At 73.8% G+C, this 14,962-nt stretch carries 19 protein-coding genes; 10 read left to right on the top strand and 9 right to left on the bottom strand.

The genetic code is table 11. From position 1 onward, the window contains the following. Positions 1 to 136: 136 nt before the first annotated feature. Positions 137 to 526 (top strand): PPOX class F420-dependent oxidoreductase, encoded by a 390-nt coding sequence (locus RBH18_RS19135; protein WP_306209644.1) that lies wholly within the window; start codon positions 137 to 139, stop codon positions 524 to 526. Positions 527 to 530: 4 nt separating this feature from the next. Here the strand turns inward: RBH18_RS19135 and RBH18_RS19130 are convergent, their stop codons facing one another. Both RBH18_RS19130 and RBH18_RS19125 read right to left on the bottom strand, forming a co-directional pair. Further along, positions 531 to 1,157 (bottom strand): TetR/AcrR family transcriptional regulator, encoded by a 627-nt coding sequence (locus RBH18_RS19130; RefSeq protein WP_306209642.1) that lies wholly within the window; start codon positions 1,155 to 1,157, stop codon positions 531 to 533. 155 nt (positions 1,158 to 1,312) lie between these two features. Further along, positions 1,313 to 2,011, bottom strand: a complete 699-nt coding sequence (locus RBH18_RS19125; RefSeq protein ID WP_306209640.1) for a hypothetical protein — start codon at positions 2,009 to 2,011, stop codon at positions 1,313 to 1,315. Between the two features lie 67 nt (positions 2,012 to 2,078). Here RBH18_RS19125 and RBH18_RS19120 point away from each other — a divergent pair, with 67 nt between their 5' ends. Both RBH18_RS19120 and RBH18_RS19115 read left to right on the top strand, forming a co-directional pair. Continuing rightward, on the top strand, positions 2,079 to 2,852 hold the full coding sequence (locus tag RBH18_RS19120) for a hypothetical protein (RefSeq protein ID WP_306209638.1): 774 nt from the start codon (positions 2,079 to 2,081) through the stop codon (positions 2,850 to 2,852). A gap of 7 nt (positions 2,853 to 2,859) precedes the next feature. Further along, positions 2,860 to 3,846 (top strand): LacI family DNA-binding transcriptional regulator, encoded by a 987-nt coding sequence (locus RBH18_RS19115; protein ID WP_306209636.1) that lies wholly within the window; start codon positions 2,860 to 2,862, stop codon positions 3,844 to 3,846. 16 nt (positions 3,847 to 3,862) lie between these two features. Here RBH18_RS19115 and RBH18_RS19110 read toward each other — a convergent pair whose 3' ends face one another. Further along, the gene (locus RBH18_RS19110) at positions 3,863 to 5,317 is read right to left on the bottom strand and encodes a hypothetical protein (protein ID WP_306209634.1); all 1,455 of its coding nucleotides are present in this window, start codon (positions 5,315 to 5,317) and stop codon (positions 3,863 to 3,865) included. A 62-nt stretch (positions 5,318 to 5,379) separates the two neighbouring features. On the opposite strand from RBH18_RS19110, the gene RBH18_RS19105 reads away from it, so the two are divergent. Together RBH18_RS19105 and RBH18_RS19100 are read left to right on the top strand one after the other, a co-directional pair. Beyond that, positions 5,380 to 5,730 (top strand): PadR family transcriptional regulator, encoded by a 351-nt coding sequence (locus RBH18_RS19105; RefSeq protein ID WP_306209632.1) that lies wholly within the window; start codon positions 5,380 to 5,382, stop codon positions 5,728 to 5,730. Continuing rightward, positions 5,727 to 6,740, top strand: a complete 1,014-nt coding sequence (locus RBH18_RS19100; RefSeq protein WP_306209630.1) for a hypothetical protein — start codon at positions 5,727 to 5,729, stop codon at positions 6,738 to 6,740. The genes RBH18_RS19105 and RBH18_RS19100 overlap by 4 nt, the downstream gene beginning before the upstream one ends. Before the next feature lie 25 nt (positions 6,741 to 6,765). Here the strand turns inward: RBH18_RS19100 and RBH18_RS19095 are convergent, their stop codons facing one another. Beyond that, positions 6,766 to 7,416 (bottom strand): DUF402 domain-containing protein, encoded by a 651-nt coding sequence (locus RBH18_RS19095; RefSeq protein WP_306209628.1) that lies wholly within the window; start codon positions 7,414 to 7,416, stop codon positions 6,766 to 6,768. Between the two features lie 40 nt (positions 7,417 to 7,456). On the opposite strand from RBH18_RS19095, the gene RBH18_RS19090 reads away from it, so the two are divergent. Beyond that, positions 7,457 to 7,858 (top strand): YkvA family protein, encoded by a 402-nt coding sequence (locus RBH18_RS19090; protein WP_306209626.1) that lies wholly within the window; start codon positions 7,457 to 7,459, stop codon positions 7,856 to 7,858. A 7-nt stretch (positions 7,859 to 7,865) separates the two neighbouring features. On the opposite strand, the gene RBH18_RS19085 is transcribed toward RBH18_RS19090, so the two are convergent. Further along, a complete protein-coding gene (locus tag RBH18_RS19085; RefSeq protein WP_306209624.1) occupies positions 7,866 to 8,219 on the bottom strand; it encodes a winged helix-turn-helix transcriptional regulator in 354 nt (117 codons plus the stop codon). A 93-nt stretch (positions 8,220 to 8,312) separates the two neighbouring features. Here RBH18_RS19085 and RBH18_RS19080 point away from each other — a divergent pair, with 93 nt between their 5' ends. Beyond that, positions 8,313 to 8,936, top strand: a complete 624-nt coding sequence (locus tag RBH18_RS19080; RefSeq protein WP_306209622.1) for an NADPH-dependent F420 reductase — start codon at positions 8,313 to 8,315, stop codon at positions 8,934 to 8,936. Positions 8,937 to 8,960: 24 nt separating this feature from the next. Here RBH18_RS19080 and RBH18_RS19075 read toward each other — a convergent pair whose 3' ends face one another. From RBH18_RS19075 to RBH18_RS19060, 4 genes are read right to left on the bottom strand one after another with little or no spacing between them, the layout of a single operon-like run. Beyond that, positions 8,961 to 9,482, bottom strand: coding sequence for a DUF6886 family protein (locus RBH18_RS19075; RefSeq protein ID WP_306209620.1), 522 nt, complete (start codon positions 9,480 to 9,482; stop codon positions 8,961 to 8,963). 16 nt (positions 9,483 to 9,498) lie between these two features. After that, the gene (locus RBH18_RS19070) at positions 9,499 to 10,005 is read right to left on the bottom strand and encodes a GNAT family N-acetyltransferase (protein ID WP_306209618.1); all 507 of its coding nucleotides are present in this window, start codon (positions 10,003 to 10,005) and stop codon (positions 9,499 to 9,501) included. Then, positions 10,002 to 11,207 (bottom strand): MFS transporter, encoded by a 1,206-nt coding sequence (locus tag RBH18_RS19065; RefSeq protein ID WP_306209616.1) that lies wholly within the window; start codon positions 11,205 to 11,207, stop codon positions 10,002 to 10,004. The genes RBH18_RS19070 and RBH18_RS19065 overlap by 4 nt, the downstream gene beginning before the upstream one ends. Before the next feature lie 41 nt (positions 11,208 to 11,248). Then, a complete protein-coding gene (locus RBH18_RS19060) occupies positions 11,249 to 11,680 on the bottom strand; it encodes a GNAT family N-acetyltransferase (RefSeq protein WP_306209614.1) in 432 nt (143 codons plus the stop codon). Positions 11,681 to 11,929: 249 nt separating this feature from the next. On the opposite strand from RBH18_RS19060, the gene RBH18_RS19055 reads away from it, so the two are divergent. From RBH18_RS19055 to RBH18_RS19045, 3 genes are read left to right on the top strand one after another with little or no spacing between them, the layout of a single operon-like run. Continuing rightward, positions 11,930 to 14,263, top strand: coding sequence for a DUF4041 domain-containing protein (locus RBH18_RS19055; protein WP_306209611.1), 2,334 nt, complete (start codon positions 11,930 to 11,932; stop codon positions 14,261 to 14,263). Between the two features lie 12 nt (positions 14,264 to 14,275). Continuing rightward, the gene (locus tag RBH18_RS19050; RefSeq protein ID WP_306209609.1) at positions 14,276 to 14,785 is read left to right on the top strand and encodes a M15 family metallopeptidase; all 510 of its coding nucleotides are present in this window, start codon (positions 14,276 to 14,278) and stop codon (positions 14,783 to 14,785) included. Then, positions 14,782 to 14,961, top strand: coding sequence for a hypothetical protein (locus RBH18_RS19045; protein ID WP_306209607.1), 180 nt, complete (start codon positions 14,782 to 14,784; stop codon positions 14,959 to 14,961). The genes RBH18_RS19050 and RBH18_RS19045 overlap by 4 nt, the downstream gene beginning before the upstream one ends. Position 14,962: the final 1 nt, after the last annotated feature.

The raw sequence follows: 14,962 nt of genomic DNA, 5'->3' as shown, positions 1-14,962 counted from the left end.
CCCCGCGGCTGTGGCGCCGCGCCCTCACGGTTGCCCTGGCCGGCCTGCGCCATGCCGACCTGTCCGGCGACCCGCCGGACGAGACGGTCATCGACCGCCTCTACAACGACGACAAGAACTGAAGGTGCCGCCCGTCATGACCCTGCCCGACGCCCTGCTCGACGTCCTGCGCGCCAAGGCGATCTGCTTCGTCACCACCCTCATGCCCGACGGCTCGCCGCAGATCTCGCAGACCTGGGCCGGCACCGACGGCGAGCACGTGCTCATCAACACCGTCGAGACCCACCAGAAGACCCGCAACGTCCAGCGCGACCCGCGCGTCGCCCTCGGCATCGCCGACCCCGCGGCGCCGTCGCGCTACTGGGCGCTGCGCGGCTCCGTGGTGGACGCCACCACGGACGGCGCCCGGGAGAGCATCGACGAGCTGTCGCAGAAGTACCTCGGCCGGCCGTACCCGGGCTTCGGCGGCGCCCAGGAGCAGCGCGTCCTGCTCACCGTCAAGGTCGACAGGGTGCACACGCCCTGAGCGCTCAGCGCGCGACCTTCTTGATCTTTGACTTGAGGGCCCGCCGGGCCAGCGGACCGAGCTCGTCGACGACCTCGACCAGCACCGCGAGCTGGTCGAGGGAGGCCAGCGCCCGGTCGGCGCCCTCGGGGTTGACGCCCTCGTAGAGCTCCACCCCGATGAACGCCGCCGCCACCGCCCGGGCCAGGCCCGGGAGGTCGGCGATCTCGGCCACCGGGGAGTCGGCCAGGAGCCGGTCGAGCACCTTCTCGATCTCGTCGACCCACAGCTGGATGGCCTCGGCGGTCGTGTCCGCGATCCGGCCGCCGTGCTGGCCGGCGGCGAGCATCTGCGCCAGCACCGACACGTTGCCCGCCTTCAGCTCGGCGGCGTGCAGGTCGCGGCCGACCTGCAGCAGCTCGCGCAGGGAGGAGACCGCCTCGAAGCGCTCGGCGTACGCGGCGACGCGGGCCCGGGTGGCCTCCCGGCACGCCGTGGCGAGCAGCACGTCCAGCGACCCGTAGTGGTAGAAGACCAGGGCCTGGTTCACCCCGGCGGCGGCGGCGATGCTGCGGGCGGAGACACCGGTGATGCCCTGCGCGCCGAGCACGGTGAGCGTGCCGTCGAGCAGGCGTTGCTTGGTGTCGGTCATGTCTCTCCTCAGATCGCCGGAAGATCATCTTGCCCGTCCGGGCGACAACCATTCCCGCGGGTTCGCGAGGGTGGCTTGCCACGACCAGGCTGTCCTCAGCCGTGCCGGAGCCATTTCCAGCCCCCCGGGGCCAGGTCGGCCCCGGGGCTTGTGACCTATCGGGAGGACGGCGACGGGGACACCGAGGCCGACGGCGTGGCGGCGGGCGCGGCCTCGACCCCCGGCGGCAGCACACATCGGATCGTCGCGCGGAGGACGTCGGTCCGGCCGTCCGCGAACCGCTCCCGCTCGACCGGGGTCACCCCGAGCGACGCCAGCGGCTGCGGTGCGATGATGCCTCCGGGCGCGAGCCGCACCAGCTCGATCGCGCACTGCGCGTTGCGATAGGGCAGCCCGCCTTCCTCGAACAGCACCTCGTCGACCGGGGCCGGCGCGCTCGTGCTCGCGCTCCTGCTGGCGCCCGCGCTCCTGCTGGCGCTCGTGCTCGTGCTCGTGCTCGTGAGCCTGCTCGCGCTCGCGCCGCCGGACGGGCGAGGGTGTCCCGGGGGAGGGGGAGTCCGCCCGAGCGGCCGCCTCGACGGAGGCACGGAAGCCGGTGTGGACAGCGCCGGCACCGGCGGCTGCTCCCCGTCGCCGGGCACGAACAGCCCCGCGACAGGGTTCTTGCTGCGCCCGACGAAGTACAACTCCCGGACGCCGTCGCCCGCGATCGTCGCCGGCTTGCGATAGCCGTCGATCCGCACCTCCGCGGCGAAGTCGGCCGTCAACCGGTCGGAACCCACGACGCCCGCGCCGCACCCTCCGGCCAGCGCCACCACCGCCACGCCCACTGCCGCCACCCACCCACCACGCACGCCGACATTATGAGCCATCCATGCCTGTGCCCCGGAAGGCGTAGCGTGGGAGCGAGGGAGGTCGACGATGACCGAGAACCCGACCCCGTCCGATCGCCTCCGCGCCACCGTGCTCGGCGCCTCGACCGCCGCGCTGGTGCTCGTGCCCACCCTCGGGCCCGTGCTCGCCGGCACCGAGGAGGGCGCCGACGACTTCGACACCGACATCACGCCCCCGAGTTACGCCTTCGCGATCTGGGCGCCGATCTTCGCCTCCAGCGCCGCCGGCACGATCCAGCATCTGGCCCGCCCGGCCGCCCCGATCAACCGGCGGCACGGCTGGTGGCTCGCCGGGGCCCACGCCGCGAACGCCCTGTGGTCGCTGGCCGCCCAGTCCGGCCGCTTCCGCTACACCGCCGTGATCCTGCCCGTCGCCACCGGCCTCGCCGCGCAGGCACACCGCCGTCTGCAGGCGCCCGATCCCGCCCGGGCCGCGAGCATCGCCCCGCACAGCACCGGCCTGCTGCTGGGCTGGACAGCGGTGGCGTCCGTGGTGAACGTCTTCGCCGTGCGCCGGCGGGGACGGCTGGCGGCCACCACGCGTACGGGCCGCAGCGCCGCCGCCGGTGCGGTGCTCGCCGCGGCCGGGGTGCTCGCCGCCACCGTGGCCGCCAAGCGGCGGGGCTATGTGGCGATCGCCGCCGCCGGTGCCTGGGCCCTGACGACCAGCGCCCTCAATCCGGAGCGCACCGCGCGCACCCGGCGGGCCGATGCCCTCGGCGCCGCCCTGATCGCCGGCACCACCGCGGTCAAACTGCTGCGGCGGAAAGCGGGCCGCGCGAACGCCGGGACACTTCTATAGTCGGTCGATGCCGCACAGCAGAACGACGCTGGCCGATGTCGCAGCCGCCGCCGGCGTGTCCAAGGCCGCCGTCTCCCGCGTGATCAACGACGCGCCCGGGGTCTCGGCGCGGACCCGCGAGCACGTCCGGCAGGTCATCGACCGCCTCGGCTACCGCCCCGATCCGGTGGCGCGGGCGCTGGCGTCGGGCCACGGCGACGTGGTCGAGCTCGTGGTGATCGACGATCCGTCGCGCTACAGCACCAACCCGTACTACGGCCGCGTGACCGCCGGGATCCTGCAGGAGCTGGCGGGCGGCAACGCCCATCTGCGCGTCCACGTGATCGACGAGGCCGGCGCCCCCGCGCTGCTGACGCGGATCGCCGACACGGTGAGCCTGGGCATCGTGACGATCGACATCGCGCCCGCGCTGGCCGCCGAGATCGATGCGCGCTGCCACAAGGTGGTGTCGCTGACGCCGTCGGCGCCCGGGGTGCCCTTCGTCGGCACGGAGAACGAGCAGGGCGCGTACGCCGCCATCCGCCACCTGCACGACACCGGCCGCCGCCACATCGCCGCCGTGCACGGGCCGGAGGGCAATCCGTGCGCCGACGCGCGCCGGGAGGGGCACCGCCGGGCGGTCCAGGACCTGGGCGTGCCCGATCGCTTCGCGCGGGGCAAGTTCTGCCGGCGCGCCGGGTACGCCCTCACCGAGCGCCTCCTCGCCGAACACCCGGCCCTCGACGCGCTGTTCGTGGCGTGCGACCTGATGGCCAGCGGCGCCCGCCAGGCCCTCGCCGCCGCCGGCCGCAGCGTGCCCGGCGACGTGGCCCTGGTCGGCTACGACGACAGCCTGATCGCCGCGTGCGCCACCCCGCCGATGTCCTCGGTGCGCCAGCCGGTCGAGCAGATGGCGGCCGCCGCGACCCGGGCCCTGGTCGACGGCGGGCTGGCCCCGCACTGGCGCCGCGTCTTCCCCGCCGAGCTGCGCGTCCGCGAAAGCTCCGCCGCCTGACAGTCGCGACCGTCCCTCATCCCCGGCCCGCCGGCACCTCGGCGAGGAACGCGGCACAGCCGTCCTCGCCGTGCGCGATGGCGGCGTTGTAAACGGCGTCGATCGCAGCGGCCAGGGGATCGTCGAGGATCAGCGCGCGCAGCGCGGGGAGCGCGGCGGCCTGCTGGACGAAGTGCGGCGGGCCGCCGGGCAGGGTGACGAGGGTGCGCGGCATGGTGGGGTCGTCGAGGATCCGGCGGAAGGCGGCCTGCCCGTGGTCCTCGGTGAGAACGGCCGGCAGGGCCAAACCGGCTGCTGCGGCGTCGAGCGCCTCGGCGATCCAGCCGACGTGCTCGAGCCCGGAGACGCGCATGGCCCGGCGGGCCGCCCACAGGGCGACCTCGTGCTGCCGCTCGGCGGGCAGCGCGGCCAGGCGGTCGAGTAGGGGGCGGTCGAGCCGGGCGAGTGACTTCGCCTGGCTGTCCAAGGGCAGGGCGCGCAGGCGGTCGGTGGGCGGGGTGCCGCCCCAGGACTTGGCCTCCTGCTGAGCGCGCTGGCGGCGGGCCTGCTCGGCGCGGGCGGCCTGCTCGGCGGCCCGGGCGTGCAGGATCGGCTCCCAGGCGGGCGGCGTGTCCGGGGCCTTGCCGAGCAGGTGGTCCCAGACGAGACCCAGCATGACGGCGTGCCGGCCGAGCACGCCCTCGTGGCGGACCACGAGCCGGCCGTCCGCCGTCGCGAGCCGCACGGTGCTCGGCCGGTCGTCCGGCAGCTCGGCCGTTGCCGGCGCCCAGCGCCAGGTCAGCGTGTCCCCGGCGGTCCGGGACAGGTGCACCTCCCGATCGCCGACCGGTAGCCGCCCCTCGAGCAGGCGCATCCCCTCGGTCACCGTCATCGGCCCGCCCCGGCGCACCACGGCGACGCGTGGCAGGCCGGGGTCGCGCTCCTCGTGGGTGTCGTACGGCCTGATCACGTCGATCATCGCGTACTCGGCGGCCTTGGCGGGCTGCTGCTCCCACGCGCGGCGGGTGCCGTCGCTGCGCAGGCTCGCCGGGCCGGTGTCCTCGACGACCGGCCACACGTGCAGCTCGTGCTGCTCGGGCGGGTCGTCGTCGGTGCGGACGCTCTCGTGGCGGCGGTGGCGGGCGTGCGCGCGGATCCGGATCAGGCCCGCCGGCACGGGCACGTCGACCAGCCCGTCGGTGGTGCTGCCCAGCAGGCTGACGACCGACAGCAGGCCGTGGGGACACCACAGCGTCGTCTCGCTGACGGCCTCCCAGTCGTCCATGATCTCGGCAGGGGGACCGTCGCGGACGACGACGCGCAGCTCGATCCAGCCGGTGTGGGTGCCGGCGAACCCGGTGCACTCGGTCGGGCTGCTGACGTGCAGCAGATCGTCACCCACCACGTAGGGATGCATGCCCTCGCGCCAGAACGGCGCCGAGCGCACCTGGTACTGGCAGTAGTCCACGAATTGCCGCACGAAACTGTCCACAAGCGATCCTAGAGTCATACCCTCGTCGCGAGGATATCTTCGTGACCGCTATATTGGCCGCCATGACTGACCCGCTCCGGGAACCGACGTTCCTGATCCTGACGGCGCTCGCCGCCGGGCCGCTGCACGGCTACGGCCTCATCGCCGAGGTCGACCGGCTCTCCGACGGCCGCGTCGCCCTGCGCCCCGGCACGCTCTACGGCGCCCTCGACCGCCTCGCCGACGACGGCTACGTGGCCCGCGACCGCGAGGAGGTCGTCGACGGCCGGCTGCGCCGCTACCACCGGCTCACCCCGGAGGGCGAGACCGCGCTGCGCGCCGAGACCGAGCGCATGCGGCGGCACGTCGAGGCGGCCAGCGCCCGCCTGCAGCGCCGGCCCCTGGACGGCTTCGCGATGGGGGCGGGCGCGTGAGCGACTCCTACGAGCGGCTGCTCTTCGCGTACCCCAGCCGCTACCGGCGCGAGCGCGGCCGGGAGCTCGTCGACATGTACCGCGAGCTGTCCGGTGACCGCAGCCGCCCCCGGGTCGCCGACGCCGCCGACCTGATCGCCGGGGGAGTGCGCGAGCGGTTGCGCAGCGCCGGGCTGGCCGGGCTGGCCCAAGCCCTGCCGTCGGCGGCGCTGTTCTCGCTCAGCGCGCTCAGTGCGCTGTCGGTCTACTTCCTCGTCGCCTTCGAGCTGCACCCGGACACCGCTCAGTTCGTGAACGCCGCCCCCGTCGCCTCCTGGTACGCGACCGCGTTCGCCGGCTGGCTCGTCACCGCCGTCCTCTACGCCGTCGCCCCGCCCCGCGCCGCCCGCATCGCCGCCGCCGTGTCCCTGGCACTGGTGCTGGTGGGTCCCGTGCTGCGCCTGCTGGACGCCCCGGTGCCGGACCTGAAGATGTTCATCCCGTTCCCGCTGGCCGTCGTCGGTGCCGTGGCGATCGCCCTGCCCGCCCCGGCGTCGCGTGCGGCGCGACTGGCCCCGGTCGTCGCGGCGGCGATCACCGCGGTGGCCGCCGTCGTGCAGGTGCCGATCCCCGGCGCGGACCTGTGGTTCGGCGACACGAGCATGTGGCAGGTGGGCGAGGGGAACTACGGGATCTGCTGCGACTACCGGCTCCCGGCCACCTACGCCCTGCACCTGGCGGGCGTGGGCCTGCTGCTCGCCGGGGTGGTCGCCGCGGTGCTCGGCGCGCGCTCCGGCCGTACGCGAGGGGCCTGGACGCTCTTGATCCTCACCACGCCGGCGGCGGCACTGACCTCGATGTGGCTGTCCAACGAGGAGCCCATGCTGTCGCTGACCGCACGAGTCACCGGATGGGACGAGTACCAGTCGCTGGTGGCCGGGGTCGTCGCCATGCTCGTCACCGCGATCCTGCTGCCGGCGGCGATCTCGCTGCGCGGGCTGATCAAGCGCAAGGCGTGGCGCGCCGGCTGAGACCGGGCCCGGCCGCGGCTTGATCTCAGGGCTCCGCGCGGTGCGGGGCGTCCCAGGCCGCGGGCAGCTGCGGCACCGGCCACGCCGGGTCGGGGCGGAAGTCCGTCCAGCGCCCGTCGAAGACCCCCGCCCGCGCCGCCGCCAGCCGCATCAGGTGCTCGCCGTCCGCGCGGATGGCGGGCACCTGACCGGCACTCCACCGGCCGGGCCGCCCGGTCAGCACCTCGAACTCGTCCTCGTCCTTCCACCGGGCGGTGCCGTCCGGCGCCACCAGCACGTCCAGCGCGCGATCGGAGGAGTCGACCGCCCGGACGCCGCCGGCCTCCCACCGCACGCGCGGCGACTCGAGGTTGCCGTACCAGCCGTGGAAGGCGCCGTCCGGCTCGAAGAACCACCACACCGACCAGTCCCCGGCCGCCGGCGCGTGATGCACGATGCCCGGCCCGCGCCAGGACGTGACCGCGGGCCGGCGCTCCAGCTCGAACCGCTGCCCGAGCGGCACCGAGCGCAGGTCCCGCCCGTCCGGCAGCACGTACTCGACCTGCGGCCACCCCTCGCCGACCCACACGGTCAGCCCGTCGTCGTCATCGGCCAGCACCCGGCCGACGCGCACGAACCGGGCCACGCCGAGCCGCCCGTACCGGATGAGCACCGTGTCGCCGATCTCCCACGCCATGGCCGGACCGTACAACGGCCGCGCACGGCATGATCGGCGTATGGACTGGTGGCGGATCGTGCTCGGCATGGCCGGCGGGCTGCTCGCGGTGTGGGTGGCCCTGCTGGTCGCGCTGCTCGCCGTCAAACCGGGAAAGGCCCAGCTCACCGAGGCGTTGCGCCTGCTGCCCGACCTCCTTCGCCTGCTCCACCGGCTGGCCCGCGACGGTACGCTGCCCCGCGCCGTCCGGGTACGCCTGGCACTACTCCTCGGGTACCTCGCCCTGCCCGTCGACCTCATCCCCGACGTCATCCCGATCCTGGGCTACGCCGACGACGCGATCATCGTCACGTGGGTGCTCCGCTCGGTGGTACGCCGCGCCGGCCTGCCCGCCGTCCGCAAGCACTGGCCCGGCACCGACGACGGATTCGCCGCCCTCGTCCGCCTCACCGGCCTGCGCTGAAGGGGCCTCACCGGCCGTCCGGGTGGAGGCGGTCCCGCGCCTCGACGAGGTCGTCGCCGTAGCGGGTGACCCAGGCGCCGAGCGCGCTCATCGGCCCCTCGGCGAAACTGCGCCCGAGTGCGGTCAGCGCGTAGTCGACCCGCGGCGGCGCCTCGGCAAAGGACCGCCGTTCGAGCAGCCCGCTCGCGACGAGCCGGTGCAGCGACTCGGTGAGGACCTTGTCGCTCACCCCGCCGATCCTCGCCCGCAGCGCCCGCCGCCGCTGCGGGCCCCCGGCCAGCGCGGCCAGGACCACGGGATCCCACACGTGCGTGAACAGGTCCGTGGCCAGCCGCAGCCGGCAGTCCGCCACGAAGGTCATGCATCCGCCGTCCGGATCCCCAGCCACCCCGCCATCGTGGCACGGCCGACGCGCACCGGGCGGTGCATGTCGAACCGCCTAGCGTCGGCTGTCATGCACATCGGAATCCTCGGTACCGGCACCCTCGCCACGGCCCTCGCCACCAGCTGGACCCGCGCCGGACACGACGTCGGCATCGGCGGGCGGTCGCCCGAGCGCGCGGCCGCGGCGGCGACGGCGTCGGGCGCCCGGGTCCGCCGGCTGCCCGAGATCGCCCGGGACGCCGACGCCGTCCTGCTCGCCGTGCACTGGCAGGGGGCCGGCGACATCCTCGAAGCCGCCGGTGCGCCCGGCGGGGCGCTCGCCGGCCGGCCGCTCATCGATCCGACGAACGCCGTCGAGCACGGCATCGGCGTCCTGACAACCGCAGCGGGACGCGCGTTCGCCCATCACATCGCCGATCTCGCGCCCGGCGCCCATGTCGTCAAGGCGTTCCACCTGTTCCCCGCGGCGGCGTGGACGAGTCCCGCAGCCGCGCCGGTGACGGTCGCGATGTGCGGGGACGATTCCCGGGCGCTGGAGGTCACCGGTTCGCTCGTGCGTGACGTCGGCGGCGTTCCGGCCGTGCTCGGCGGGCTGGACCGGGCGCGGCAGGCGGAGGAGGCCGCCGGCTTCGTCATCGCACTCGCGTTCGCGGGCGCCGATCCGCGGTCGGCAGTCCCCGGTGGGACACCCTGATCAGGTTCCTTGTCCCCGCGGCTGCTACGCGCGGGCGTTGCGCAGGCGGATGCCGCTGAACTCGAGGGTGCTCGCGACGACCGCGTCCCAGAAGTCCCCCAGGCGGGGGAGCACCCGCAGCTGGATCCCCGCGGCGGCGTGCAGGGCGAGCAGGTCCCCGACCGGCTCCGGCGGGCCGAGCGGCTCGACCGGCTCGACGGCCACGTGCGCGTGCCGCTCGAACGGCCGGAACTGCGCCGCCGGCAACCGATACGCGTACAGCCGCACCGTGGACATCGCGGCCAGCCACCCGTACTCGATGGCGTGGACCCGCTCCCCGCCGCCCGGGCCGAGGATGCGCGCCCGGTCCTCGCCGCTCGTGCCGGGCCCCACCCATGCCATCGCGCGCGGGCACTGCCGCGGGAACCAGTAGTCCGGCGCCCGGGCGGCGTCGACCGCCCACACGTACGCCTCCGGCTGTTGCGCGGTGGCCGCGACGTGCGGCCGGAAGCGGGTGATCGTCGGGTCCTCGGAGAAGTGCAGCACCTGGCCGGGCTCGGGTCGCATGCGCCGATCCTTCCCGCTATCCCGCTTGCAGCGTGATCCAGTAGCGGCGCGCCGGTCCGCTCCCGGGCTCGGGAACGCCGCCGTTGCGTTCGATCGTGCGCGCCGACGCGGTGTTCTCTGCCACGCAGAGGACGCTGCTCATGGTCGCCGGCGCCTCCTTCAGGATCTGGCCGAGCGCCCAGGTCCCGATGCCGCGCCGCCGTGCCGAGGCCCGCAGGCCGTACCCGATGTGTCCTGTCTCGACGTCGAGCAGGTGCCGCAAGGTGATCCCGCCCAGCACCCGGCCGTCCTCGACGATCCAGCGCGCCGTGCTGTGCTGGATCGTCGCCGACGGGCACGGCGTGCCGGCCGGGTGCGCGAGCCGGGTCACCCGCCGCACCCACCGCGCGAAACCCTCGGGCGAGCGGACGTCGTCGCCGGCGTGCAGGCCGAAACCGTCCTCGTGCAGGCCCGGCCCCCACTCGTCGTGGCAGTCCAGGAAGGCGGCGTGCAGGCTCGTGACGGGCGCGATCAGCTCGGTCATGCCGCGGCCCCCACGACAGCCTTGTCGGCCGGCCGGGTGATCCGAGTCGCCGCGGCGGCGAGGGCGGCGACGATCAGCCCGGCGAGCAGTCCCCACGGCGCCAGGAACCCGCCGCTCGTGTCGCGCAGCAGCCCGAGCACCGGCGGGACGAGCACGATGACGACCTGGTTGACGGCCATCGCCAGGCCGAGCGCGAAGCCGGTGCGCCCGGCCGGGGCGGCCTCGGTCACCAGCGCCACCCACGGCCCGTACCAGCCGATGCCGAAGAACCCGAGCCACACGAACGCCGCCCCCGCCACCACCGGCGACCACCCCGCGGGCGTCATCAGCAGCACCAGCGCCGCCAGCACCGCGACCAGGCTGACCGTCACGACGCCCTGCCGGCCGTTCCGCCGTCGCCGGTCGCTGATCGCCGCCAGCAGGATCCGCCCGGCGACGCCCGCCCCCTGCGCCGCGACCAGGACGAGCGCCGCGCGCCCGGGGGACAGGTCCGCCTTCTCGTGCAGGTGCAGCACGGTCAGCAGCCCGATCCCGCACTGCACCGCGATCAGGGCCACCCCGCACGCCAGCGCCCGCAGCAGCACCGGGTCGCGCAGCAAGCCCCGGCGCGACCCGATCTGCGAGCCCCCTGCTGTACCCGGGGACGGCGGCTGCCGGTACGTCGCCACGAACAGCACCGCCCCGGCCAGCGCCACCGCGCCGCCGACCCCGAGCGTCGCCCGCCAGCCGAACGCCGCGCCCACCGCCGGCAGCGACGCCGATGCGAGGGCGGCACCGAGGGGCAGGCCCGCCTGGCGTACGCCCATCGCGACCCCGCGCCGCGACGAGTCGAACCACGCCGCGACCGACTTGCTCCCGCCCGGCTGCACGGTGCTGTATCCCGCGCCCGCCACCAGCAGCACCACGAGCAGGGCCGCGTAGCCCGGGGCGAGCATCCCGGTCACGAGCGCCCCGCCGACCAGCCCCGCCCCGGCGCCGACCACCCACCGCTCACCGAAACGGTCGAGCAGCTCACCGGCGACCAGCAGCCCCGCCAGCGGCGCCAGCTGAGCGGCCGACATCAGCAGCCCGAGCTGCGTGGCACTCAGCCCCAGCTCACGTTGGAGCAGAACGCCGAGCGCCCCGAGCCCTTGCACGAAGAAGGCGGCCGCCGCCTGCGTCACCGTGGCCACCGCGAGCACGACCCATCGATAAGATCCCACGGCGACCAGCCTGCCGTAAGGACCCGACGCTGATCAACTGCTTACTCCTGCAGCCGGTACACCTTCGAGTCGCGCACGGAGAAGCCCAGCCGTTCGTACAGCCGGTTGGCCTCCACCCGCGACGGCCGCGACGTCAGATCGACCGTCCGGGCGCCGTCCGCGCGCGCCAGCCGTACGGCCTCCTTGGTCAGCGCGGCACCCACCCCGGCCCCGCGCGCGGCCTCGTCCACCACCACGTCCTCGATCCACGCGCGCAGCCCCGTCGGAATCGGAAACGTCACCAGGGTCAGCGTGCCCACGATCTCGCCCCGCACCCGGGCGACGAGCAACCTGTTCCCCTCCCGGCCGATCATGCTGCGCAGATCGGAGGCATCCAGCGGCTGCGCGGACCGGGACAGTTGCGGCAATAGTCGGCCGAAGGCTTTCACCAGTTCATCGGTGACGTCCTCGACGACCTCGATGTCGACGCTCATCCCCCGACTCTAAGCCGCCCCGTCCCGCCCCGCCTCCGGCCCGGGCCCCCCGCGCGCTGCCGATCATCTCCGAGAGCGATTCGGGATACGTCCCGGAATGGATCAGTCGTTACGGTGAGCCGCGGGCCGGACGACCATTCGTCCACCCCTGATTCTCCGGGCAACACCGACTTTCGGACGACGAACAAGGGAGGTTCGCGCGAGCGTCGCCGGCGGCGGTGCCGCCCGGACACCCGTACTTTGTGCGGCATGCCAGAAGTGTTTGATCTGTGGGGACAACGGGGCTGGGCGTCCGTCGAGGTCGTCGGCGAATCGCACTACAAGACCGCGATCAAGGCCCTTTTCGGTACGGGCCTCAAGGCCGGTGGCACCGACCTGAAAGCCACGGTCCAGTTGCTCCCGGAGCCGCTGAACAAACACGACCGGCACGCTGTCGCGGTGTGGGCCGGCTCCCGGCAGATCGGCTATCTGTCGCGGCAGGACGCGGCTCGTTACTCTCCGGTGTTGCTGCCGTTGGTCGCGCGGGGCCGCACGCCGCAGGTGTCGGCGCAGATCTGGGCTCAGCAGTGGTCGGCAACTGCCGACGGCTTCAACGCTTCCGTCCGGCTCCAGCTGGCCGAGCCGCACATGCTGGTGCCGGCGAACCAGCCGCCCCACCGGCCGCACCGGCTCCTGCCCACGGGCACAGCCATCCAAGTCACCGGCGAGGAGAAGCATCTGGACGCCCTCGCGCCGTGGCTCCGCGCGGAGGGCGAATGCTGGGTGTTCGCGACCTTGCACGAGATCGTCGAGGAGACGGCCCGGACATCGCGCGCCGTCGTGGAGGTCCGTATCGACGGCGCGCGGGTCGGCCGGCTGAGTCCCAGAATGAGCGGGGACATGCTGGCCGCCGTCCGTCATCTTGGCGAGAGCGACCTCGTCACCGCCGCTCGAGCGATTGTCAAGGGCAACCGCATCAAGGCAGAGGTCGTCCTGTACGCGGCGCGGGCGCACGACCTGCCGGACACCTGGCTGGACGCTCCCACGAGCGCAGTGCCACCACAAGCGACGACACCGGTGGTGCCTGCGCCTGCGCCTGCAGTGAAGCAGGGTGCGGGCTTCCGCTTCAACGCGCCGCCGAACTGGCCCGCGCCGCCACCGGGCTGGGCTCCGCCGCCGGGATGGATGCCCGATCCGGCCTGGGGACCGGTGCCCCCGGGGTGGCAGATGTGGCTGCCCGAGGAGACGCCCGCGCCGCCTCTGGTCCCCCAGCCGCGCTCTTCGGCGCAGGCCACCACGCCGGTGACGACGGATGCGGCCATCCCGTTGTTCGGAGCGCGGGGAAAGGCGCGCGAGCTGGCAGCCGAGGCCGAGCAGCTGCGCGCCGAACTCGACCAGCTTCGCGCTCGGATGGATCGGCTCGGCATGTTCCGGATCGAGGAGCTCGAGGAGTACCGGCGTCGTCTGGAACAGGAGATCGGCGAGCGGACGGCCAGGGACCGGGCGGAGCAGGCGCATCTGCAACAACGGCTCGACGAGCTCCGCCGCCAGGTCGTGGTGACCGAGGAGAAGGCGCTGCTGCAGGAGGCGGGAATCTACGAGTACCAGCACCCCCTCCACGACGCGGTCGCGTACCAGGAAGCCCTCGCCGACCTTCAGGAACGCATCAAGGCCACGGCGAAGAGCGACGGGGGAGCGGTCAAAGCCGCGGCCGGCTGGACGGTCAACGGGTCGGACGCGCAGGGCAGGGCCATGCTGCGCGATTACTCCAAGCTTATGTTGCGGGCATACAACGCCGAGGCCGACAACCTGGTGCGGACCCTGAAGCCGTACAAATTGCCGGCCGCCGTCGAAAGGCTGGGCAAGGTGGCCGCCACGATCGCCCGGCTCGGCAAGACGATGAGCATCCGCATCACCGACGAATACCACCGGCTACGGATCCAGGAGCTCGGCCTCACCGCCGACTACCAGGAGAAGCTGGCGGAGGAGAAGGAGCGCGACCGCGAGGAGAAGGCGCGGCTCCGCGAGGAACGGCGGCTGCAGCAGGAGATCGAGCGCGAGCGGGCACGGCTGGACAAGGAACGCCAGCACTATGCCAACGCCCTGGCGGCGCTGCACGCCACCGGCGATACCGAAGGCGCGGCGCAGTTGCAGGAACGGCTCGCCCAGATCGACACCGCGATCCAGGACGTCGACTATCGCGCCGCCAACGTCCGGGCCGGCTACGTGTACGTCATCTCGAACCTCGGCGCCTTCGGCGAGAACATGATCAAAGTGGGGATGACGCGCCGGCTCGATCCCATGGATCGCGTACGCGAACTGGGCGACGCCTCGGTGCCGTTCGCCTTCGACGTGCACGCGCTGTTCTTCTCCGACGACGCAGTCACGATCGAGGCGCAGATGCACTCCCGGCTGGCCGATCGGCGGGTCAACATGGTCAACCAGAGGCGTGAGTTCTTCTACGCGACCCCGGCCGAAGCCAGGGAACACCTGAAGGAGCTGACCGGCAGCCTGTTGCAGTACGAGGAAATCCCGGAGGCGCTGGAATACCGCCAGAGCCGCTCCCAGGCCCAGCCCGTTCCCGAGGAATCGGCCGTCCACTGACACGATGGCGGCATGACTGATCCCGATGACGTGGCGGCCGGCGCGGCCGGGGGCGCGGTGCCGCGGGGTGTGACGGTGTTCGACGACTGGTTTCCCGCCGTCGGCAATCTCGATCCCGGGCTGCTGCAGGCCGTCCGGACCGCGGCGAAGGCCGCCGCCGACGACGGGGTGGAGTTCGTGGTCAACGGCGGTTGGCGGGCGCCCGAGTACCAGGCGCGGATCCTGCGCGAGGCGGTCGAGCGGCTCGGCTCGGCGGAGGAAGCCGCCCGCTGGGTCGCCACCCCGGACAAGTCGGCCCACGTCCAGGGCGACGCGATCGATCTCGGCCCGCCGCACGCGATGCCGTGGCTGCACGAGCACGGCGCTCGCTTCGGCCTGTGCCAGATCTACGGCAACGAGCCCTGGCACTACGAGCTGCGGCCCGAGGCTGCCGAGCAGGGGTGCCCGCCCATGTACCCCGACCCGTCGCACGATCCGCGCCTGCGCATTTTCCGCAGCCCAGGGGGTACAGACTCGGCATGAGCGACGTCAACCCCGAGCAGTACGCCGAGTACACCACCCAGGACGGCCCCGGCTCCGAGGACGTGGACCGGATGGCTGTCGTCCCCGAGCCGGCCGACCAGGCCCTCGAGGAGCGGGACCCGCACACCGGCGACAAGCGCAAGCCCGAGCACGACCGTGCCCAGGGCGCCCATTAGA

It is taken from the genome of Actinoplanes oryzae (genome assembly GCF_030757795.1).
GTDB lineage: Bacteria > Actinomycetota > Actinomycetes > Mycobacteriales > Micromonosporaceae > Actinoplanes.
The sequence above is the reverse complement of the archived record's forward strand: the minus strand, read 5'-3'. Positions and strand labels throughout refer to the sequence as shown.